General features: G+C 62.3%; 20 protein-coding genes. 12 read left to right on the plus strand and 8 right to left on the minus strand.

All coding sequences use genetic code 11. From position 1 onward, the window contains the following. The first annotated feature begins 258 nt into the window (after window positions 1-258). The 4 genes from GA0061098_RS38610 to GA0061098_RS38625 all read left to right on the plus strand — a co-directional run bounded on the left by GA0061098_RS38610 (window position 259) and on the right by GA0061098_RS38625 (window position 4,538). Entirely contained in the window at window positions 259-693 is a 435-nt protein-coding gene (locus GA0061098_RS38610) for a helix-turn-helix domain-containing protein (protein ID WP_091966665.1), read from the plus strand. Window positions 694-923: 230 nt separating this feature from the next. Continuing rightward, window positions 924-2,387 (plus strand): GH1 family beta-glucosidase, encoded by a 1,464-nt coding sequence (locus tag GA0061098_RS38615; protein WP_091966667.1) that lies wholly within the window; start codon window positions 924-926, stop codon window positions 2,385-2,387. Between the two features lie 258 nt (window positions 2,388-2,645). Further along, entirely contained in the window at window positions 2,646-3,878 is a 1,233-nt protein-coding gene (locus tag GA0061098_RS38620; RefSeq protein ID WP_091966669.1) for an acetyl-CoA C-acetyltransferase, read from the plus strand. 357 nt (window positions 3,879-4,235) lie between these two features. Beyond that, window positions 4,236-4,538 carry an HU family DNA-binding protein gene (locus GA0061098_RS38625; RefSeq protein WP_018320691.1) on the plus strand — a complete coding sequence of 101 codons (303 nt, stop codon included), beginning with the start codon at window positions 4,236-4,238 and terminating at the stop codon, window positions 4,536-4,538. Window positions 4,539-4,609: 71 nt separating this feature from the next. Here the strand turns inward: GA0061098_RS38625 and GA0061098_RS45435 are convergent, their stop codons facing one another. The 5 genes from GA0061098_RS45435 to GA0061098_RS38645 all read right to left on the minus strand — a co-directional run bounded on the left by GA0061098_RS45435 (window position 4,610) and on the right by GA0061098_RS38645 (window position 8,622). Then, entirely contained in the window at window positions 4,610-4,777 is a 168-nt protein-coding gene (locus GA0061098_RS45435; RefSeq protein WP_165637888.1) for a hypothetical protein, read from the minus strand. A gap of 5 nt (window positions 4,778-4,782) precedes the next feature. Continuing rightward, window positions 4,783-7,164, minus strand: a complete 2,382-nt coding sequence (lon, locus tag GA0061098_RS38630; RefSeq protein WP_091966671.1) for an endopeptidase La — start codon at window positions 7,162-7,164, stop codon at window positions 4,783-4,785. Window positions 7,165-7,172: 8 nt separating this feature from the next. Beyond that, entirely contained in the window at window positions 7,173-7,556 is a 384-nt protein-coding gene (locus GA0061098_RS38635; RefSeq protein WP_028142669.1) for an Hsp20/alpha crystallin family protein, read from the minus strand. A gap of 179 nt (window positions 7,557-7,735) precedes the next feature. Beyond that, entirely contained in the window at window positions 7,736-8,302 is a 567-nt protein-coding gene (locus tag GA0061098_RS38640; protein WP_091966673.1) for a YciE/YciF ferroxidase family protein, read from the minus strand. 113 nt (window positions 8,303-8,415) lie between these two features. Further along, a complete protein-coding gene (locus GA0061098_RS38645) occupies window positions 8,416-8,622 on the minus strand; it encodes a hypothetical protein (protein ID WP_091966675.1) in 207 nt (68 codons plus the stop codon). 88 nt (window positions 8,623-8,710) lie between these two features. Between GA0061098_RS38645 and GA0061098_RS38650 the strand changes: the two genes are divergently transcribed. The 3 genes from GA0061098_RS38650 (at window position 8,711) to GA0061098_RS38660 (ending at window position 11,949) form a co-directional block, all read left to right on the plus strand. Beyond that, window positions 8,711-9,337, plus strand: a complete 627-nt coding sequence (locus GA0061098_RS38650; RefSeq protein ID WP_091966677.1) for a MarC family protein — start codon at window positions 8,711-8,713, stop codon at window positions 9,335-9,337. A gap of 157 nt (window positions 9,338-9,494) precedes the next feature. Then, complete coding sequence (locus GA0061098_RS38655; RefSeq protein WP_091966679.1) at window positions 9,495-10,148, plus strand: L-fuculose-phosphate aldolase; 654 nt, start codon at window positions 9,495-9,497, stop codon at window positions 10,146-10,148. A gap of 13 nt (window positions 10,149-10,161) precedes the next feature. Beyond that, a complete protein-coding gene (locus tag GA0061098_RS38660) occupies window positions 10,162-11,949 on the plus strand; it encodes a chloride channel protein (RefSeq protein ID WP_091966681.1) in 1,788 nt (595 codons plus the stop codon). A 14-nt stretch (window positions 11,950-11,963) separates the two neighbouring features. Here GA0061098_RS38660 and GA0061098_RS38665 read toward each other — a convergent pair whose 3' ends face one another. Further along, complete coding sequence (locus tag GA0061098_RS38665; RefSeq protein WP_038949196.1) at window positions 11,964-12,221, minus strand: DUF2798 domain-containing protein; 258 nt, start codon at window positions 12,219-12,221, stop codon at window positions 11,964-11,966. A gap of 303 nt (window positions 12,222-12,524) precedes the next feature. On the opposite strand from GA0061098_RS38665, the gene GA0061098_RS38670 reads away from it, so the two are divergent. Further along, on the plus strand, window positions 12,525-12,926 hold the full coding sequence (locus tag GA0061098_RS38670) for a hypothetical protein (protein ID WP_091966683.1): 402 nt from the start codon (window positions 12,525-12,527) through the stop codon (window positions 12,924-12,926). A gap of 2,987 nt (window positions 12,927-15,913) precedes the next feature. On the opposite strand, the gene GA0061098_RS38690 is transcribed toward GA0061098_RS38670, so the two are convergent. Both GA0061098_RS38690 and GA0061098_RS38695 read right to left on the minus strand, forming a co-directional pair. Further along, window positions 15,914-16,879 (minus strand): ABC transporter substrate-binding protein, encoded by a 966-nt coding sequence (locus GA0061098_RS38690; protein WP_091966687.1) that lies wholly within the window; start codon window positions 16,877-16,879, stop codon window positions 15,914-15,916. A gap of 281 nt (window positions 16,880-17,160) precedes the next feature. Beyond that, on the minus strand, window positions 17,161-17,469 hold the full coding sequence (locus tag GA0061098_RS38695) for a hypothetical protein (RefSeq protein ID WP_091966689.1): 309 nt from the start codon (window positions 17,467-17,469) through the stop codon (window positions 17,161-17,163). A 69-nt stretch (window positions 17,470-17,538) separates the two neighbouring features. Here GA0061098_RS38695 and GA0061098_RS38700 point away from each other — a divergent pair, with 69 nt between their 5' ends. The 4 genes from GA0061098_RS38700 to GA0061098_RS38715 all read left to right on the plus strand — a co-directional run bounded on the left by GA0061098_RS38700 (window position 17,539) and on the right by GA0061098_RS38715 (window position 21,624). Further along, window positions 17,539-19,308: an adenylate/guanylate cyclase domain-containing protein gene (locus GA0061098_RS38700; protein WP_091966692.1), complete on the plus strand. Its 1,770-nt coding sequence runs from the start codon at window positions 17,539-17,541 to the stop codon at window positions 19,306-19,308. 391 nt (window positions 19,309-19,699) lie between these two features. Then, a complete protein-coding gene (locus GA0061098_RS38705; RefSeq protein ID WP_091966694.1) occupies window positions 19,700-20,689 on the plus strand; it encodes a sensor histidine kinase in 990 nt (329 codons plus the stop codon). Window positions 20,690-20,726: 37 nt separating this feature from the next. Further along, window positions 20,727-21,071, plus strand: coding sequence for a response regulator (locus tag GA0061098_RS38710; RefSeq protein WP_091966696.1), 345 nt, complete (start codon window positions 20,727-20,729; stop codon window positions 21,069-21,071). A gap of 343 nt (window positions 21,072-21,414) precedes the next feature. After that, on the plus strand, window positions 21,415-21,624 hold the full coding sequence (locus GA0061098_RS38715) for a cold-shock protein (RefSeq protein ID WP_016839772.1): 210 nt from the start codon (window positions 21,415-21,417) through the stop codon (window positions 21,622-21,624). Window positions 21,625-21,682 lie beyond the last annotated feature (58 nt).

Raw genomic sequence — 21,682 nt, forward strand, 5'->3', positions numbered from 1 at the left:
GACGCCGAAAGTGACGCTATTGTGTCTGCCGATCCGCGCCTTACCGAAGAGTAGGATTGGAGGATTACCTAACGAAGAGAGCGACCAGCAATACGGCGACCGGCAAAAGCCCGAAACAGGTCACAATAACCGTAAAGACCGTTTCGTTCGCGAAAGTCTGTCTGAGACGCCGACGCATGAGCCATGTGCTCCCAGCTTAACAGAGCTTCATTTGCGACCGAAGCATGCGCCAGCTAAACACAATCGCGAGCGAAGACAATGGTGGCGAAAATGGCCGGAGAAATCCCAAGCAATTCAGATGCAGCAGTGACGAAGCGCGAGAAGCAATCGGCGATTGTCGGCAGGTTGTTGGTGACGTGCTTCGTGGCGATGCGCAGCGGCTATCCTCGCAAGCACCTCGGCGCGGTGTTTGAAGAGCTGCTGGTCGCGATGATGATTCGCGTGAGCGACGAGCTCGGCGCACCGCCGCGTACGGCTTCCGACGTTTCCAAATATCTCGGGCTCCCGCGCTCGAACGTCCGGCGCTGCCTCAACGTGCTGATCAGCGAAGGCGTGGTCCGCAAGGTGAATGAGCACGGCCATACGGGCGAGCTGGACTGGCTCGCGTCGCGGATCGATGCGGAATATTTCGTCAAGATTCGGGGTGCGATCATCGCTGCGGCTGACGAGTTGAAGGCGCTGGACGCGGCATGACGCAGCACGCGCCGGCCTGTAGATCGGGGTGGGCCTTTCCGTGCCTCTTCAGGCATATCGATACTGGATGTGGCCACGCCCTTTCGGCTGCGAAGCCCAATTGCAGGTGTCCGGTCGTTCGACGGGTTTGACACCGCAATTCCGCATTCTGCTACCCTGAAACCTCGCTTCTCAAACCGCTCGCCACCCGCCATTGTGCGGCCGCAGCAATCATCTCAGGAGCAGCATCAATGTCGGACAAGGTCTCGCGTCGCCGGTTCGCGAAGCTCGCGGGGTTGTCCGCAGCGGGGGTGACAAGCCCGCTTGATCTCGTCGACGCCAGGCCGGCATCGCCGCCGCGCAGCGGCAGCGGTTTCCCGGCGGGCTTTGTCTGGGGCACGGCGACCTCGTCCTATCAGGTCGAGGGCGCGGTCAACGAGGACGGGCGAGGGGCCTCGATCTGGGACAAGTTCGTGCGCATCCCCGGCAAGATCGAGGACGGCACCAATGGTGACCGCGCCAATGAGCACTATCACCGCTACAAGGAGGATATCGCGCTCATCAAGGCGCTCGGCTGCAAGGCCTACCGCTTCTCGGTGGCCTGGCCGCGCTTGTTTCCGGACGGCGACGGCAAGCCTAATCCGAAAGGGCTCGACTTCTACAACCGTCTCATCGACGAACTCCTGAAGAACGGCATCGAGCCGTGGCTGACGCTCTATCATTGGGACCTGCCGCAATCGCTGCAGGATCGCTTCGGCGGCTGGCGCTCGACCGAAACCTGCAAGATCTTCGGCGACTACGCCGCCTACGTCGCCGAGCATCTGACCGACCGCGTCAAAAACGTGTTCACGCTGAACGAGAGCGGCCGCTTCGTCTATTTCGGTTATGGCATCGGCATCGACGCGCCGGGTGAGACGCTGCCGCAAGCCGAGGTCAACCAGATCAGGCACAACAGCGCGCTGGCGCACGGGCTCGCGGTGCAGGCGGTGCGCGCCCACGGCCGCCGCGGCACCAGAGTGGGGCCGGCCGAGAACATCGATGCCTGCGCGCCCGCGATCGACACGCCGGAGAACGTCCGTGCCGCGGAGATCGCGCTGCGCGAGATGAATGCCGGCTATCTCAACGTCATCATGACGGGCCGCTACACCGACGCCTTCCTGAAATTCGCCGGCCCCAACGCACCGAAATACACCGATGCGGAGCTGAAGATCATCTCCTCGCCGGTCGATTTCCTCGGCCTCAACATCTACGCACCGCAGAACTATGTGGTGGCCTCCGACCAGGGCGCGGGCTTCATGCCGCTGCCGATCCCGAAATCGTTCCCGCACATGAACTCGGACTGGCTGCGCGTCGGGCCGGAGACGCTCTATTGGGTGCCGAAGCTGGCGGCAAAGATCTGGAAAACGGATGCGATCTATATCAGCGAGAACGGCGCCTCCGGCGACGACGTCGTCACGCCGGACGGCAAGATCTACGACACCGACCGCATCATGTACCTGCGCAACTATCTCGCCCAGCTCCAGCGGGCGACCGCCGAGGGCGTGCCGGTGCGCGGCTATTTCCTCTGGAGCCTGATGGACAATTTCGAGTGGGTGTATGGGCTCAACAAGCGTTTCGGGCTGTACCACGTTAATTTCGACACCCAGGTCCGCACGCCGAAACTCAGCGCCAGCTTCTATCGCAACGTGATCGCGAAGAACGCGGCGGGGGCGTGATGTCCTCGCCTCTCCCCCGCGTGCGGGGAGAGGCCGGATTTTACGCGGAGCGGAAAATCCGGGTGAGGGGGAGCCTCCGCGAGTCCGTCTGTTACCGTTTTTGCCGAGGCAGCCCCTCACCCCAACCCTCTCAGGGCGAGCGTAGCTCGTCCCGACCCCGTAAGAACGGGGAGAGGGAGTGCAGCAGCCGCGCATTGACTCTCCTCTTCCCCTTATTCAGAACCGTCCTCAACAACCCACAACAAGAGGACAACGCCAATGGCTGACGCGCTGATCATCGATGCCTGCCGGACCCCGCGCGGCGTCGGCAAGGCCGGCAAGGGCGCACTTTCGGGAATTCATCCGCAGCAGCTCGGCGCCACCGTGCTGCGCGCGCTCGCGACGCGCACCGGCATCGACACCGCCGATGTCGACGACATCGTCTGGGGCTGCAGCGCGCAGGTCGCGACCCAAAGCGGCGATCTCGGGCGGATGTCGGCGCTCGATGCCGGCTATGACGTGCGCGCCAGCGCCGTGACGCTCGACCGGTTCTGCGGAAGCGGCATCACCAGCGTCAACATGGCGGCATCCTCGATCATGGCGGGCGCGGAAGACCTCGTCATTGCCGGCGGCTGCGAGATGATGTCGATGGAAGGACGCCGCGGCGGCGGCCCGATGATGATGGACGGCGGCAATCTGCGCCTGCGCGCGCGGCATCCGCAATCGCATCAGGGCGTCTGCGCGGATGCGATTGCGACGCTGGAAGGCATCACGCGAAGGGACGTCGACGCGCTCGGGCTGGAGAGCCAGAAGCGCGCAGCGCATGCTATGGCGAACGGCCACTTCAATAAGAGCCTCGTGCCCGTCCATCGCGAAGACGGCAGCCTCGCGCTCGACCACGAGGAGTATCCGCGGCCGCAGACCACGATGGAGGGCCTCGGCAGCCTGAAGCCGGCCTTCCCGGCGATCGCCGACTATGCGCTCGACGACAAGGGCACGACCTATCGCGGCCTGATCCTGCAGAAATATCCTGATCTCGAGATCGACTTCATGCATCACGCCGGCAACTCGTCCGGCGTTGTCGACGGCGCCGCCGCGATCCTCTTGGCCTCGCCCGCCTACGCCAGGGCGCATGGCCTTAAAGCCCGCGCCCGTGTCGTCGCGATGGCGAACATGGGGGACTCGCCGACCCTGATGCTGAACGCGCCGGTGCCGGCCACGCGCAAGGTGCTGGCGAAGGCCGGCCTGACCGTCGACGACATAGACCTGTTCGAGATCAATGAGGCGTTTGCAGTGGTTGCGGAAAAATATATCCGCGACCTCAAGCTCGATCGCGCCAGGGTCAACGTCAATGGCGGCTCGATCGCGCTCGGCCATCCCATCGGTGCCACCGGCTCGATCCTGATCGGCACCGTGCTCGACGAGCTCGAACGGCGCGACCTCAAGCGTGGTCTCGTCACCATGTGCGCCGCGGGCGGCATGGCTCCGGCCATCATCATCGAGCGTATCTAGCGCGGGCGAAGCTCGCCGCGCCCCCTGTGGGAATAGGGTGAGGGAGCAGGTGAGACGCCACAACGCGACGATCTAGCCTTATTTTCTAGGGCGAAACGCGCTTCTCCGCGCACAAAGAGGCACCTCGTCGCTTGTCGAAAGCGGCGAATCAGCTTTAGCAAGGTTGCGTGCGGGCCTTTGAAACAAGGTAAAATCCGCTGCCCGAGGCTTCTCCCGCTCCGGAAGTAGCTAAAAAGCAGGGTTTTTTGCCGCTGAGGGCCAAAAAAGCCCGTAAAACCGCGACAAAACTGTGCAGAAGGCTATAGGCCTTCGCCGGTTGGTCTAATATGCAACCGGCAACGAATCAGAGGAGACACGATGCCAACCCAAATGTCCAAATCGCAGTTGATCGAAAAGATTGCGACCGCCACCGAGCTTTCCAAGCGCGACGTCAAGAACGTCATGGAGACGCTGACCGACGTCGGTCACAAGGAGCTCAAGAAGAACGGCCTGTTCCTGGTGCCGGGCTTCGCCAAGTTCGTGGTCATCAAGAAGCCCGCGACCAAGGCGCGCAAGGGCACCAACCCGTTCACGGGTGAAGAGATGATGTTCAAGGCCAAGCCGGCCCGCAAGATCGTCCGCGCCCGCCCGGTCAAGGCGGCCAAGGACGCCGTGGGCTAACAACGCAAAGGCCCCCTCGGTCGGAGGGGGCCTTTTGATTGGGGCAGCCGCGAGGGCCTGAGACGGAGGGCTCAACCCTTGCGGCGCTTCACCCGGACCGGAATGGGTTGAAGCTGCGGCCATGAACCTAGTCCTGGCGCCGGCATCCGATCGCGAACCCGGTCGATCGCGCGATCGAGCAACTGGCGCAGCCGCTGCGCCGTCCGCGATCTCTTCGCCTTCTCCAGAAGTTTCTTCATGGCCTTCACTCCGCCGCTTCGACCTTGACCTCGGCCGGCTCGAGCCCCGCGGCGATGGCTTCGTCGACGCGCTCCAGCCAGATGAATTCGAGGCTGTCCCGAGCGCTCTTCGGGATGTCGTCATAGTCCCGCTTGTTGCGCGCCGGCAGCATCACCCGCTTCAGGCCGGCGGCCGCAGCCGCCACCACCTTCTCCTTGATGCCGCCGACCGGCAGCACTAGGCCGCGCAGCGAGATCTCGCCGGTCATGGCGGTGTCGCTGCGCACCGTGCGGTTGGTGAGCAGGGACGTCAGCGCCGTGAACATCGCAACGCCCGCGCTCGGTCCGTCCTTCGGGGTTGCGCCCGCCGGAACGTGAACGTGGATGTCGCTCTTCTCGAACACCGACTGATCGATGCCGAGCTGCGTGGCCTTGCTCTTCACCAGCGTCAGCGCAGCCTGCACGCTCTCGCGCATGACCTCGCCGAGCTGGCCGGTCAGGATCATGCCGCCCCGGCCGGGCACACGCGACGCCTCGATGAACAGGATGTCGCCGCCGACAGGCGTCCAGGCAAGGCCGGTGGCCACGCCCGGAATGCTGGTGCGCTGCGCGATCTCGCCTTCGAAGCGCGGCTGGCCGAGCACGGTGGCGATGTCCTTCGCCCCCACCACGACCTTCGTGGCCGTGCCCTCGGCGACCTGCACCGCGGCATGCCGGAACAGCTTGCCGATCTCGCGCTCGAGGTTACGCACGCCGGCTTCGCGGGTGTAGCCCTTGACCACCAGCTTCAGCGCCTCCGGCTCGATCTCGGCCTGCTCGGCCGAAAGGCCGTTGGCCTCCAATTGTCGCCGCACCAGATAGCGCTTCGCGATCTCCAGCTTCTCCTCTTCGGTGTAGCCGGCGAGGCTGATCAGCTCCATGCGGTCCAGCAGCGGACCCGGGATCTGGTCCAGCATGTTGGCGGTCGCGATGAACACCACCCGCGACAGGTCGAAGGGCACGCCCAGGTAATTGTCCCGGAACGTCCCGTTCTGCTCGGGGTCGAGCACCTCCAGCATGGCGGCTGACGGATCGCCCTGCACGCCACGACCCATCTTGTCGATCTCGTCCAGCATCATGACGCAGTTGCGGCTGCCAGCCTTCTTGATGCCCTGGATGATGTTGCCGGGCAGCGCACCGATATAGGTGCGGCGGTGACCGCGGATCTCGGCCTCGTCATGCACGCCGCCAAGGCTGACGCGCACGAAGGGGCGGTCCATCGCACGCGCGATGGACTGGCCGAGCGAGGTCTTGCCGACGCCGGGCGGGCCGACGAAGCACAGGATCGGCGCCTTGCCCTGCGGGGCGAGCTTGCGCACCGCCAGATATTCGATGATCCGGCCCTTGATCTTCTCCAGGCCGAAATGATCAGCGTCGAGGATGGCTCGCGCCTCCTTGATGTCGATCGGCTTCTCCGCGGGCAGCGCCCAGGGCAGCTCGATCAGCCAGTCGAGATAGGTGCGGACCATGCCGGCTTCGCCGGCGGCCTCCGGCATGCGCTCGTAGCGGCGTAGCTCCTTCTTGGCGTGCGCGTCCGCCTCCGGCGGCATGTTGGCCTTGGCGATGGCAGACGTCAGCTCGGCGACCTCGGCCGCCTTGCCGTCGCCTTCGCCGAGCTGGCGCTGGATGGTTGCCATCTGCTCGCGCAGGATCGCCTCGCGCTGTCGCTCGTCGAAGCTGGCGCGGGTCTTCTGGCCGATCTCATTGCTGATGCGCAGCACCTCCAGCCGCTCGGCCAGATGCTTGGACACCTTCTCGACGCGCAAGGCGAGGTCGATGGTCTCTAGCACCTCCTGCTTGTCCAGCGGCTTGATGTCCATGAACGAGGTCGCCAGATCCGCCAGCGCGCCGGGCGCGGTGGTGCCCTGGAACATCGCGGCGAGCTCAGGCGGCGCCTGCGGCAGCAGCTCGATCGCCTCGATCGCCTGGCGCTGCAGATTCAGCGCGCGCGCCTCGATCTCCGGCGAAGTGGTGGTCGGCTCCGGAATCTGCTGGATCCGCGCGGCCGGGAACGGCGTCCCCGGCAGGAAGTCGAGGATGCGCGCGCGCTGCACGCCCTGGCAGACGATGTGATGGGTGCCGTCGGGCGCGGTGATGTAGCGCACGATGTTGGCGATGGTCGCGACCCGATAGAGATCGTCCGGCGTGGGATCGTCGACTTCGGGATTGCGCTGCAGGACGATGCCGATCGGCCGCTGCTCGCGCAGCGCCTGCTGCGCCGCCGCGATCGATTTCGGCCGCGCGATCGCGATCGGCCCGATCGCGCCGGGAAACAGCACCATGTCGCGTACCGCGATGATGATCAGCGCGTCGTCGGGGATCTTCACGTCGTTATTGGTCTGTTCGTTGTTCATCTGTTCGGTGGCCATGATCGACCTCAGGATTTGGCGAGGCGTAGCGCGACGCAGCCGTCCATCACGAAGCGGCTGATGGCGTAGCGGCCGAGTGGAAGCGCAATGCGGCGCTCAAAACGCCCCTGCGGCAGTTCGAGCCGGTGGATGCGGGCGTTGCGAAGCTCCGGCGGAAGCGTGCGCTGGCCGGAGACGACGAGCACGCCGTCATGAATGACCGTCTCGACATTGTCCGGATTGACGCCGGGAAGCGCGACCAGGATCAGCAGCTCGTGCTCGGTTTCGAGCACATCGATCGGCGGCTCCCAGCAGGCTTCCTGGCGGCCGAACTGCTGGCGCAGCCGCTCGGCGCGCGTCAACTGGTCCAGGGCTTCGGACAGCATCCAGTCGAGGGGATTTTTCGGTTGCATGATGCGGGCTCAGGGGTGGGAAAGCCTGCATATGGGGCTGGTTCCCGGGAAATCCAGTGCAGTGGCGCTGACGTGCCATGCGCCGTCGTGCGATCGCAAAAGCAAACGCCGCGGCTTTGGCCCAAAAAGCAAACGCCGCGGCTTTGGCCGCGGCGTTCTGTCATGGAGCGGGCACCGCATCAGGCCGCGGCGCGGTAATCTTCTTCTGCCTCGAGGTTGATCACCGAGGTGGCGAGCTCGGTCAGCGTATGGTCGGTCGCCTCTTCTTCCTCCAGCGTCGCCTGAAGCAGCCTTGCTGCGTCCTGCATGCCGAGCTCCTCGGCCCATGTGCGCAAGGTGCCATAGCGGGAGATCTCGTAGTGCTCGACCGCCTGCGCGGCCGCGAGCAGACCCGCATCGAGCGCCGGTGCGCCCTTGAACTCCTTCATGATCTCGGCGCCCTCGTCGGTAATGCCGTTGATGGCTTCGCAGGGCTTGCCGCGTGCAGGCTTGCCCAGCATCTTGAAGATCTGGTCCAGACGCTTGACCTGGCCCTGGGTCTCACGCAGGTGCTTGTTGAAAGCGGCCGCGAGCTCTTTCGAGTTTGCGGCCTTGGCCATCTTCGGCAGCGTCTTGATGATCTTGTTCTCGGCGAAATAGATGTCCTTCAGCGTTTCCAGAAACAGGTCGCTGAGCATTTTCGGCGCCTGACGCGGTCGGCGCGCTGCGGTCTTCTTGGGTGCGCGTTTCTTCGCTCGTTTAGCCATATGTCCTCCTCTTGAGGTGACACGGGAAGGCATCTCCTTCCCCAATCCTCAGGCGATCAAAGCCGGTTGGAGAACGAAAGTTCCAAACTGCAACCGGCGCGCGCGGCGACCGTTCAGGTCGGGCGCTTGTAGGGATCTTCCTGGCGCTGTCGGGCCTCGGTGTTGCGATCGAGCTGCGCCCGCTCGCTGCGCTTGAGGTGGCCGGCCTTCATCACGCCATAGACGAGGACCCCGCCGAGCACGAAGGCTCCGATGAACCAGAGCCAGAGCAGGTTGGCCGAGAGCTGGCCGAGAAGCATTCCGATTCCACTGTCGCTCATTGTCGCCTCCAGTGATTTCCAAAGCGGCTTTGCTGGGCTAAGTCAGGCCGGCAGCCATCGTTCCAGCCTCCAAGGACCGCACCGACACATGCTCGACTTCGCCCTGTCCGCCTTCGTGACGCTGCTGCTGGTGGTCGATCCGGTCGGCCTTGCGCCGGCCTTCCTGGCCGCGACCGGGGGCATGCCCGACAAGGTCAAACGAACTATCGCGTTGCGCGCGCCGCTGATCGCGGCCTCGATCCTGGTGGTGATTGCGCTGGTCGGAAACTGGCTGCTGCGCCAGCTCGGGATCGGCGTCCCCGCCTTCCAGATCGCCGGCGGGCTGCTGCTGTTCGGCGTGTCGTACCAGATGATCTTCGGCGATCGTCCGCATCGCGAGGCCCGCGAGGCCGACAAGGCGACGTCCGAGCACGCCTCCGATGTCGCGGTGTTTCCCCTGGCCATCCCCATGATGGCCGGCCCCGGTGCGATTGCGACCACGCTGCTGCTTTCGGGCGATGCCGGCTATGGGGCGAGGCTTGCGGTCATCATCGCAGTCGTGCTCTCGGTCTGCCTGCTCTGCATGCTGTGCTTCGTCTCGGCTCACCTGATCGCGAAGACCCTCGGACGCACCGGAAATGCGGTGCTGTCGCGCGTCCTCGGCATGCTGCTCGCCGCCTATTCCGTGCAGTTCGTGATCAACGGGATTGCGGCGGTCAGGACCAGTCTGCCATAGGGCTGCGACAATCCGTGAATTCGTTGATTTTGCCGTCGATTTCGTGGTTTGGCGGGAGGGGCGACAAGGTGGCACCCGATCCGGGCCGCTTTCGCTTGCACTGCCATATTGCTTTGACGTACTCCCGGTCTAACAAGCCCATCGTCAGGAAATCGGGATGTCGACGACAGCGGAAGAGCTCGCCAAGAGACAGGCCATCATCGACGCCTGCCGGCGCATGAACGCGCTCGGCATCAATCAGGGCACCTCGGGCAACATCTCTGTCCGGCATGTGGACGGGCTCCTGGTCACGCCGACCAGCGTGCCCTATGAGGCCATGACGCCGGACCAGATCGTCTTCATGGCCATGGACGGCACACATGCGCCCGATCAGAAGCCGTCGAGCGAGTGGCGCTTCCATCGCGACATCCTGAAGTCGCGGGATGACGTCAACGCCGTCGTGCACGCCCATCCGACCTATTGCACCATCCTGGCGATCATGGGCATGGAGATTCCGCCGGTGCACTACATGATCGCGGCGGCCGGCGGCGACAGCATCCGCTGTGCGCCCTATGCGACGTTCGGAACCGCGGAGCTGTCCGAACATGCGGTGCGGGCGCTGGAGGGGCGGCTTGCCTGCCTGCTGGACCATCACGGCATGATCGCGATCGGCAAGACGCTGGACAAGGCGATGTGGCTCGCCGTCGAGGTCGAAACGCTGGCACGGCAATATCACGGCTGCCTCCAGATCGGACAGCCGCCGCTGCTCGCCAGTGCCGAGATCGAGCGGGTCCGCCAGCGCATGGCTGGCTACGGCCTGTCGGAAGGGTAGGGCAGGCAGAAGGGTGTTCGTGCGGATCAGGCATCTCGTGGATCGCAAGGGGACGAACCGCACCATGGTTCGGCTGCGCGCCCTCTTGCGCAGCAACGAGTTCTACCTGATCCCGCTGTCGCTGGTGATCGGTACGCTGGCCGGCGCGGTGGTGACGCTGATGGCGCATATCGCGCAGATCGCGCACGTGGTGATCTATGGAATTCCCGTCGATGTCCACTTGTCGGCCCACGCGAGCGTCAGCCCGTGGGCGGCACTGATCGCGCCGGCGCTGGGTGGGCTTTCGCTTGGCATCATGGAGTGGTCGCGGCGTCGGATGAAGATTTCGAACGCGGTCGATCCGATCGAGGCGAACGCGCTGCGCGGCGGCAATCTGTCGATGCGGGACAGCGTCATCGTGTCGAGCCAGACGCTGATCTCCAACGGCTGCGGCGCCTCGGTCGGCCTCGAGGCCGGCTATACCCAGATCGGCTCGGGGATCGCCTCGCTGTTCGGCAAGTTCTTCAATCTGCGCCGCAACGATCTGCGCCTGATGGTCGGCTGCGGCGCTGCGGCTGCGATCGCGGCGGCGTTCGGCGCGCCGATCACCGGTGCCTTCTATGCCTGTGAGTTGATCGTCGGCGTCTATTCGGTCGGCAGCGCGGCACCGATCCTGGCGGCCTCGCTCGCCGGCGCGTTGACCGCGCAATGGCTCGGCGGCGCGCCATATTCGCTGGAGATACCCAAGGTCAGCGCCGTCGGCGTCGAGCAATATCTGGCCCTGATCGGGCTTGCGCTCATCACCAGCGGCGTCGGCATCGCCGTGATGCGCTCCTCGCCGATGTTTGAGCGCCTGTTCGCCTGGCTGCCGATCTGGCTCCGGCCGGTGATCGGGGGCCTCATCGTCGGCGGCTTCGCCATCGTGACGCCGCAGGTGCTGGCGGCCGGCCATGGCGCCATGGTGCTCGATCTCTTTCACGACATGACGATCGGCCTGATCGCGCTGATCATCGCCTTGAAGGTGACGGCCTGCCTGGTCTCGCTGGCCTCCGGCTTCCGCGGCGGCCTGTTCTTCGCCTCGCTGTTCGTCGGCAGCCTGATCGGAAAGTTCTTTGCCGCGGTGCTGCTCTTGATCAGCCCGAACTTCGCGATCGATCCGCTGGTGGCGATGCTGACGGGCATGGCGACGCTCGGTGTCGCCATCGTCGGCGGCCCCCTGACCATGTCGTTCCTGGTGCTCGAGATGACCCGCAATGTCGACGTCACCGCCGTGGTGCTGGCCGGCTGCATTGTCACCTCGATCTGCGTCCGCTTCATGTTCGGCCACTCCTTCTCGACATGGCGCCTGCATCTGCGCGGCGAGACCATCCGCAGCGCCAATGACGTCGGCTGGCTGCGCAATCTCACCGTCGAGCGGCTGATGCGCTCCGACGTCGGCAAGGTGCCCTCGACCACGACGATCGCCGCCGTCCGCAGCGAGTTCGCGCTGGGATCGCGGCCCGGTATCGTCATCGTCAACAATTCCGACGAATATGTAGGCCTGGTCCTGCTGCCGGACCTGTTCTCCAGCGACCTCGACACCATCGCCGACGACATCCAGGTGATCGAGCTTGCCCGCCTGATCGACATCGTGCTGATCCCGGAAATGAACGTGAAGTCGGCGATGGCGGTGTTCGACGAGGCCGAAGCCGAGATGCTGGCGGTGGTGGATTCCACCGACAGCCGCAAGGTGGTCGGCTTCCTCACCGAAAACTTCGCCCGCCGCCGCTATGTCGAGGAGATCGACAAGGCGACGCGCGGCGTGCTCGGGGCGCTGTCGTAGGCGCTCGCTCCTGGCTATCGGCCTGGTTGGGGCGGGGCCGCGACGAGGAGCGTCACGATCCGCCGCACCATCGGCAGCACCAGCAGCAGCGTCGGAAAGGCGACCAGCCAGGACAGCGCCCAGGCGCCCGGCCAGGTCGCGAGGAATGCCGGCGTCGCCCCTAAGCTCCGGAGCGTCGAAATGACCGACACCACGGCCGTCATGAGGATGGACAGCACGAACGGCATCACGATCGGCGCATATCGCGCCGGCAGTTTGCGAACCACAATCATCTGATTTCTCTTGGAAAAGGACGCGTCGATCACGTTGAACCCTGCAAATGGCATCGATCCCGACGGCGTCGGTTGATGCGTTGGTTCACGTGAAACGCTTACGGCGACCGAAAAACGGCGCGGCTGTTCATTATCCGCTCAGGTTCGATGGTTCAAGCTGCGAGTTGGTCGTTCGGTTTACAATCGTTCAAAGCGTGGCAGATTGCCGCGAACATGAAACCATCTCAACGGTTTGCGCATTGAATCCGGTTTGCAGATCCCTACGTTTGGCAAGAGCATCGGCAAGATTATAGGAAGGTCAAAATGACTGTGAGACCCATGATTTCCGCAGCCGGCCGCAACATGGTGCTGGCCGCGTTCGCAAGCCTGGCATTGGTCGCAACCTCCGCATCGCCCTCGGCTGCGGCGTCCCCCGGGGCGGTGTCAGCGAAGCCCGTCACGGCAGGGCAGGGCTCATCCGACGTCACCGATTTCAGCGCGGCCCGTCGTCGCCACTATTATCGGCGCGGGTCGAACGCCGCTGGCCTCGCCTTCATGGGCGCCGCGGCGGGGATCATCGGCGGGGTGATCGCCGAGCAGCGGCGCCGCGACTACTACGAGAACCGCTATTATGGTTCGCGTCCCTACTACGGCGGTCAGGGCTATTACGGCGGTCAAGGCTATTACGGCGGCGGCAGTCCGTTCTATTACGATCCGGGCTACTGAGCGGCTGTTTTCAACGCGGCCCGGAATGGGTTGCGCGAAAAGGGCGGCGCTTTGCGCCGCCCTTTTTTTGATGCGTCGGTACCCTTGTAGCCCGGATGGAGCGAAGCGTAATCCGGGGGCCGATCGCCCGGCGTCTCGCACCGTCCCGGATTGCGCGGAGCCTGTCATCATCGGGCGGCGCTCCGCGCCGACCCGTTGGCTCCTCCGGGCTACGGCACCGAGCCTGTGTCGCCCTCTGTCAATCCTCGTCGCCAAAAATATTCCACTTTACCGAAATTCGGTTTCGGCGTATGTGTCGCCCATCCCGGCTCATCCAAGAGGGGCGATCATGTGTCGTCACCATCGCGAGCCGGGCTTGCGGTGGACGCGGCAGCGTCGGCACGAGAGGTACGGGCAGGGCGGGTAGTCCCTGTGAGTCCGTAACCGCGTGCGGACGAGCGGCGCTGCTAGGCTTCGTCTCGTCTGTAAGTTTCCGGCTTCGTCGACAGGGCCTGGAAAAACTGCGGCGAAATGGCGGGCCGTGCGTACGGCAAAACCGTGTGGTCCTTGCTGCAAGCACTATTTTGGGCCTGTTTAAATCGCCGGAAGAGACAGAAAATAAAGGCATATTTCGGCTGCCGCCTGGCTAGCGAACGGCCCGCCTGAACCGGCCGGGCCCTAATAGGCTCTAGTTTCAAATGGCGCTGGCGCAGCCCCGGCCCCGGTGCCCTTCGATATACGGCCCTGCCTGAGCGCTGGCCGGGTATTGATCCAGCGCAAAGACGGCACCCAGCCCGGATACGAGGCGCCTGTTTGCGCGTCTCGCGTCCCCCAGGCCATAGGCGCGCATCGATAAATTGATTTTGCCGCATTGCGCCCGTAGGTCCGCTTGGGGTCACAAGCGGCGGTTCAGGCAAGCGTCGCCTGGCGTCCGGTCTACCGCCGATAGCCGACATCCGATGGGATCCAGCGTGATTCGCTAAGGGCCAGGAGCTGCATCCCGGCCTTCTCGGTGAAAATGAAAAGGCCGCCAACTGAGGCGGCCTCAATTCATTTTTCGGCGCAGCTTCTTGATGATCTCGCGCAGACTTTCAACGTACTCCTCAACGACCCGCAGTGCCCCCTCAAGGCGTGACGGCTCGGGAGGTGGCTCCTGACCCGGAGGCGGTTCGTCGGGCTTGCTCACAGACCGACGTTCGATCCAGTGCCACAGCGAGCCTTGAGCTAAATCAAACGACTTCGGCGGCTGCTAATGCTGTTCTAATCAGGACACCTAGGACCCCCACTGTGAGTGCCTTTTTTGAGTAATATAATCCTCAGGTGGCCAGCGTAGGGGACCTTCGGGCTCAAAGCCCTCCAGCCTCGAGCCCGCAGCGCAGGCGGCCTCGCCATGTGTAACAGCGTTGGTGGGGCCGCTGCTCCTTGGAGCACTCTCAGGGAGGGATTGGACGCCGCCTTACGTCAACTAAAGAGGCCGCCAACTCAGGCGACCTTACTTGCTAATGTGGGGATACGAGCGCGGCAACGCTGAACGCCACCAAGCAGGCGGCGGCTAGGGACCAGAGCGTTATGGCGATCTCTCTAGGCATGGTGCTCAACGCCATGCGCTGCACCACCGTTCCAAGCCGCTATTTTAGAAAGTAGATGCTCGTAACCGCTACGGCGATCAGTAGTGCGCCACCAAACATCGCAATGGCAAAACAGACGCGTGCCGGGATCGAATACGTATCGAAATGAGGCTCTCTGAGCATGCGGCTCCTCCTGGGTTGGAGTGCAACCGGCGGTTCTCTCAGTGGAACCAATGAATTCCCTTTAGTCGAGTCAATTCGGTTCCGCACTGCATCGATCATGTTCATCTGACCGAAACTTTCGCATTCGCCACGCGGAAAGGCCTGGATGGTGCTCCCACACCACTCGCATCCCGTGCTGCACGCGAACTTAGTCGCGGCTACGTGGAGTCCGTAATTCTATGGCCGTTGCGCACCCGCAATCTTTGGCATCTACTTCAGATTGATTTTATGACGATCCGATTTTCAGACGAGGGCGCATGAGCGTCAAAGCCATGATGGCAGCCATCCTCCACGACCAGATGACAGCGCGCGGCGTGGACTCGCTATCGCGCTCCGACTATGAGGAAATCGTAGAACTGTGATCGAACAGCTCAGAGAGCTGGAGCTTAGCTTGGCTGCTCGCGAACTAGCTGACAAGGGGCCTCAGTAGTCCCATATCAGAAGGTCTGACACCCCTGCTGGCACGCAGGCCGGAGGGCATTTTCGTTGCGGACTATGAGCAAGGTGAGATCGGCCCCGACCTGTTTCGGGCCGCTTGCAAGATGGGCCTCGAGGGTATGGTTTCCAAGCACGCGAGCGCGCCTATGGTGCGGGGTGCTGCACGCACTGGGTCAAGGTCAAGAACCCGAAGCATCCGGCTTACAAGCCGGTGCAGGATCAGTTCTGACGGTCCCCGGCACCGGACATCGGGCAGCTCGCCGGAAGCACCAGCGGCCCCGCAACACCACGAGGCGATCGACGCTCAGGCCGTTCGTGGCCGTCACCTTGTGCAGCCACGCTGACGTTTATAAATTTCATTATCCGTCTGTCATTGTTGAACCTTTGCAGGAATTCCGCGACCCACGTCCATTGGGGCGGGGAGCGGAGATTCCTATGACCAAGCATCGTACGATCACTGGCTTAGCTGTTGCTCTCATTGCTGCCGCCACCACCGCAGCCACCATTGGGTCACACTCGTCCTCTGCCGACCGTGCCGTCTCGAACACGATGTCGATCGGAGAATTAACAGCCGCTGCAGGCATGCTCCCGACTAGTGAATTCGATGACCAATCCGTGGTGTTTTCGACTAAGCGCTAGCTAGGGCGTGTGCGCATAAGCCCGCGCCGCAGTCAGGGCGCGTATGAGGTCCGCTGTGCCCCTGATAGCGGCGCAATAGCGGACCTCACCAGAGGTCCGAGTTGGGCCATGAACGGACTCTTGCATCGCAGCGGCCAAGTTCTATTCGATCACTTGATCGGCGCGAAGAAGTAAGGAGGTCGGCACGCTGAGGCCGAGTGCTTTGGCAGTCTTCATGTTGATCACGAAGTCGAATTTGGTCGGCTGCTCTACGGGCAGATCGGACGGCTTGATGCCTTTGAGGATCTTATCCGCGTAGCTGCCTGCACGACGCAATAGATCGAATATATCGGGGCCATAGACGACCAACCCGCCATCAGCGAATTGTCGGAAGAAATGCATTGCCGGCAGATGATGTTTCGCCGCGAGCGCGATAACTCGTGGGGCTTGGCGAATGATCAGAACATCGCCCAATACAATGATTGCATCGGCGCGCTGGGCGGCGGCCGAGGCAAAGGCCATATCAAGATCCTCGTTGGTGGTCGCCTCAACTATCGGCAGAGCCACGCCTAGCTTCTGGGCTGCGCTTGGTGCCTCCTCGGCTAACAACAGCCTGTGCATGGGATTGCCAGGATTGACCAAGAGCGCAATTTTCGAGGCGCCAGGAACCAGTTCCCGGAGGATTTGTATTTGTTTGCCGGTCCAATCTCCCGGCACCCAGCTCGCAAGACCGGTGATGTTACCGCCTGGACGCGAGAGGTTTTGGACGAGGCCAAGCCCAACGGGATCGGCGACCACCACAAATACAATCGGAACGGTAGCAGTTGCCGATTTAAGGGCGAGGGCTGGTGACGGCCCGAGAGCAATTACCAGATCGGGAGTTAGCGCCACCAACTCCGCAGCTAAGGCTGGCATGCGATCTGGGGTTTCGGCAAAGCGATATTCGACGAGCAGGTTCTTACCCTCGATCCAGCCCTTTTCGCGCAAACCGCTGCGCCACGCATCGCGACCCTGAGGATCTAGGAATCCGCCCAAGAAACCAATTCGGCGAGGCGTGCCTTCGGCCCGCAAACGCCGCGGCGAAACGAGCAGCACCGCAGTGCCCGCGATGAACTCCCGCCGCTTCATTCGTACCTCATCATAGCTCGAGGACGACGATGCGTAGAGTATCACGTTTCGACAGTCGTCGCGTTCAATGCAGGCACATGCGGCGGATGGGCGCAGGATTGGCGTCACAACCAGTAAGGCCTCGGCCGAGCATATCCTTCAGCTTGGCGTCAAAGAGCCGACCTCTTCCCGCCAATGAGCACGATTTAAAAGCAATGGCCCAACGTCTATCAGACGCTGGGGCCAATCAAGATTATCAGGCCGGTTACATCGCCGCGCCTTCTGCTCCTTGGTACCTCCGATTACCGCACCCGATCTGGCGCAGATCGTAGCAAGGCTGCGGCATCGGCGTGACATTCTGACCGGAAGCGGCTCGCACCCAGTTCGGCCTTACGCCAATCGGCCCGCCGCGGATGTGCGACTGCCAATGCCTTGCGCGCAAGCACGTCCACAATGATCTTGTCGATTTCGGCGCGGTCCAGGGTGCGCCTGATGTGTAAGATCATGGATGGCACCATGGCGAGGTCACCATAGGGCATCAACAGGTCACGCGCAGCCGTTCGGCCATATTGGTTGACGGTCCCGCTTAACGGCCACAAAGCGGCGCTCAAGCCGACATCTGCCTAGCTGGGCATCCCATCCGATCCGTCGTACAGTACAGCAACAGTTGGATTGCGGTCATGGTGCAAGACCGACCAAGCCGGGTTGAGCGCAGGTTGGCGGCGATATTGGCCGCTGACGTCGCTGGCTATTCGCGCCTCATGCACGGCGACGAAGAGGCCACCCATACCAAATTGGCCGCGCTCCTAACGGACGCTGTTAGCCCGGCAATCGCCGAGCACGGCGGCCGCATTGTGAAGAACACCGGCGACGGGTTCTTGGCAGAGTTTCCAAGCGCCGTCGAAGCGGTTCGAGCCGCTGTACAGTTTCAGACCCGCGTCAAGGAACTTACGAGTGGAGAGGCAGAAGACAAACGCATTGCTTTTCGCATAGGCGTCAATATTGGCGACGTGATAGTCGAGCCACATGACATCTTTGGAGACGGCGTCAACATTGCCGCTCGGATTGAGAGCATATCAGAGCCGGGTGGTATCTGCGTCGCGTCCTCTGTCTACGATCACGTGCTTGGCAAGATTGCGGTCGAGTTCGTCGATCTGGGCGAGCAGAACTTTAAGAATATTGCCAGACCAGTACGCGTTTTCAAATTTATGGATCGGGGGACGACAGCAATACAAAGACCTGCGCTAGCCCTCCTCGATAGACCGTCGATTGCCGTGCTTCCCTTCCAGAACCTCAGTGCCGACCCCGAGCAGGAGTACTTCGCGGACGGCATCGTGGAGGACATCACGATGGCGTTGTCACGCTTTCCCTGGCTGCTTGTAATCGCACGCAATTCGAGTTTCACGTACAAAGGCCGGGCTGTGGACGTGAAACAGGTGGGCCGCGAGCTAGGCGTCCGTTACGTGCTCGAGGGTAGTGTGCGCAGGGCCGGAAACCGTATTCGCATCGCCGGGCAGCTTATCGATGCCGGAACCGGAGCACATCTCTGGGCCGACCGTTTTGATGGAGCGCTCGAAGATATGTTTGAGTTGCAAGACCATGTGACCTCCAACGTCGTGGCTGCAATCGCTCCAAAGCTGCAACGGGAGGAGATCAAGCGGGCAAGGCGCAAGCCAACTGAAAATTTAAATGCGTATGACTATTATCTGCGGGGACTAGCGAAAGCTCGACGGTGGACCAGGGCCTCGAACCGAGAGGCCCTCCAGCTCTTTTACAAGTCGATCGAACTAGACCCCAGCCTGGCCATCGCCTATGGCATGGCGGCGTGGTGCTATGTGTTGCTCAAGGCGCATCACTGGATGACCGACCATGTGCAAGAACGTACCGAAGCTATCCGGCTGGCTCGAAAAGCAGTGCATCTCGGCGAAGGCGACCCAGTAGCGCTGTGCATGGGTGGATATACGCTGGCCTTTATAGCCCACCAATACGATGACGCAGCGGCTTTCATGGATCGGGGGCTCGCGGTAAGTCCCAACTTAGCGCAAACGTGGTCGCTTAGTGCCTGGCTGAGGGTCTGGAGAGGTGAGCCGGACCTTGCACTTGATCACGTTGCGCGGGCCATGCGGCTGAGTCCGCTCGATCCGTCCATGGCAGGAATGCACGGAGCCGTGGCGTATGCCCATTTTCTCGCGAGCCGCTATGACATGGCGTCGTCATGGGCTGAAAAAGCAATGCGCGACAATCCGGCTTCCCTGCTGGCAATTTGCGTTTTTGCAGCCAGCAATGCCTTAGCTGGGCGGCTTGAGCCAGCTCGGACAGGCATGGCACAAGCTCTTGAATGCAGTCCCGATTTGCGCGCCTCCAATTTAAAAGATTTAGCACCATTTCGCCACGCTGAGGACCTCGCCAGGTTTGCTAACGGTCTCCGCAAAGCGGGCCTTCCAGAATAATCAATGCTGCTTGCTTCCAAGCGCCACGACGCGAGAGGGTGTACGTACGACACCGACTTCCGCAACGGGTCACGTCGAGGGAAATTCACTACGCGTCCGGTTTACAAGCGACAGCGGACATCACGACTGCCGAGGCGCTCTTCGGCTAAGGGCCACGAGGAGACATCCTGTGAGAAGCAGGGTCGCGCCCAGGTGTTCAGCGGAAGCGCTCGCAGATACCCTGAACGGACTCGAGGGCAAGTGTCAGGACGCTTGAGCCACATTCAGTGGCTCTTAGTTGGGACGGGCCCGCGTTAAGTGCGGACATCTTTACCAGCATACTGGCCCAATTTCCTTTGTGAACGACCCCGCCCAGTATTAGCTTATAAGAAACCTCTGGGTGAGCGGGCAGATGAATCTCGAAGACTTATACCGGCTTCTGCGCAGCGAGCATGTCCAGGCGCAAGGGATCGTTGACACACTGGAGGAGCCCCTCCTGGTGCTCGACCCAGCGGGTTGCGTCCTTACGGCCAATCGCGGGTTCTACGAAACCTTCAGGGTGGGTCGCGACGATACCGTGGGGCGCAGCCTGTTTGATCTAGGTGACGGACAATGGGACATCCCCGAACTCAGGCGTCTCGTGAGCGAGATCATTCCCAGGTCTGCGGCTGTTGTCGGATACGAAGTGACAGCCGAGTTCCCGACCATCGGTCCGCGCACAATGCTGGTCAGCGCACGTCGTCTCGTTCACCCTGACAATAACAGCACCAGCCTCCTAATCCTTTTTGAGGACGTGACCGACAGGCGGCAAAGAGATGTCCAAAAAGACATTCTTCTCGCGGAAACGCGCCATCGGATGAAGAACCTTCTGGGGATCGTACGCTCTCTTGCCAATCAGACAGATGTGGAGGGCCGCACAGCCACGGAATACCGCGATGCGTTCTTGGGACGGTTCCAGGCTGTCGCCGAAGCCGAGACCATCGCGCTGGCCAGCAGCGCTGAAGCCAATCTGAGTGCCCTTGTGGAGCAATCACTGAAGGCGGCGGGCCCGGAGCGATACCGGGTGACCCCCGGACCGGCTGTGCGTCTCAACCGTCAGCAGATCATGCCGATGAGCCTCATTCTGCATGAACTTGTCACAAACGCGTGGAAGTACGGAGCGTTCTCCAACACTGGAGGGCGCGTCCACCTGAGCTGGCTCACGTCGGAAGAGCAAGGCAAAACCTTGCTGCACATCGACTGGCGAGAGGAAAACGGCCCACCCGTCACTCCGCCAACTCGCTCCGGCTTCGGCTCTAGGCTGATCGATCTCAGCGCCGTGCAGGGCTTAGGCGGCGCCGTGGAACTGAAGTATGAGCCAACCGGTTTAAGGGTTCATATCACCGCGCCTGTGGAGTCTTGAACCCCGGGGACACATTGTGCACGACGCTCCCCGAATCTTGGTTGTCGAAGATGAGTATCTCATCGCATTGGAGCTCGACACCCAGTTAAGGGCTGCCGGATACCGCGTGATCCGTCCCGTCCCAGACGTTGATGGCGCTTTGAAGCTGTTGAGGGCTGACCGGCCCGACGCGGCCATCCTCGATGTCAACCTCGCTGGAGAATGGGTCACCCCCGTCGCGCAAGCGCTCCGGGCGATGTCGGTACCGTTCATTCTTGCCAGCGGCTACGTTGCCGCCGACCTCCAAGTCCACCCAGTCCTGCGCGATGCCGTCAATGTCGGGAAGTCGTGGAGGTCTGAGTATCTACTCAAGACCCTTCAAAACGCTCTGGAGGGAACGTAAGGACGTTACTCTGTCGCGTTTGTAGCTGATCCCGACATGTGGAACATACCATGCTTCCGATCCAACTTGGACCACTCAAGCCTCGCCGGCGCTAGTCGCCGGGTCGACGTGCTCTTCTCGACCATCGGTGCACTACCACGCTAACGCGCCGTTGGCTTTCTTCTTGAAGTCTGTCAACTGCTAGTGTACTGTCTCACGTATCGATACTGGCCGAACAACTGTTCCGCTTTCGCCTCAGATCCTGACGGCGCGCACGTTTCAGACATTCTCCAACATCGACTAACCGGACGACTGGCCGCAACTCCGTGCGCCAGGTCCTGCGCGCATACGAAAGGAAGACCTGATGAACACAGGTACAGTGAAGTGGTTTAACACCCAAAAGGGCTTCGGCTTTATCCAACCATCAAACGGCAGCAACGATGTCTTTGTTCACATCAGCGCGGTCGAACGTGCCGGTATGGGTACTCTGAGCGAAGGTCAGACGCTGTCTTATGACGTCGTCGCGGACCGTCGCACGGGCAAGTCCGCTGCCGAAAATCTTCGTGCTGCTTAGTTAAGAGCACAACAGACCTGTCGCTCTAGCCACGGATGTACTGGTAGAGCTTGTGGTC

The organism is Bradyrhizobium shewense (genome assembly GCF_900094605.1).
Lineage (GTDB): Bacteria > Pseudomonadota > Alphaproteobacteria > Rhizobiales > Xanthobacteraceae > Bradyrhizobium > Bradyrhizobium shewense.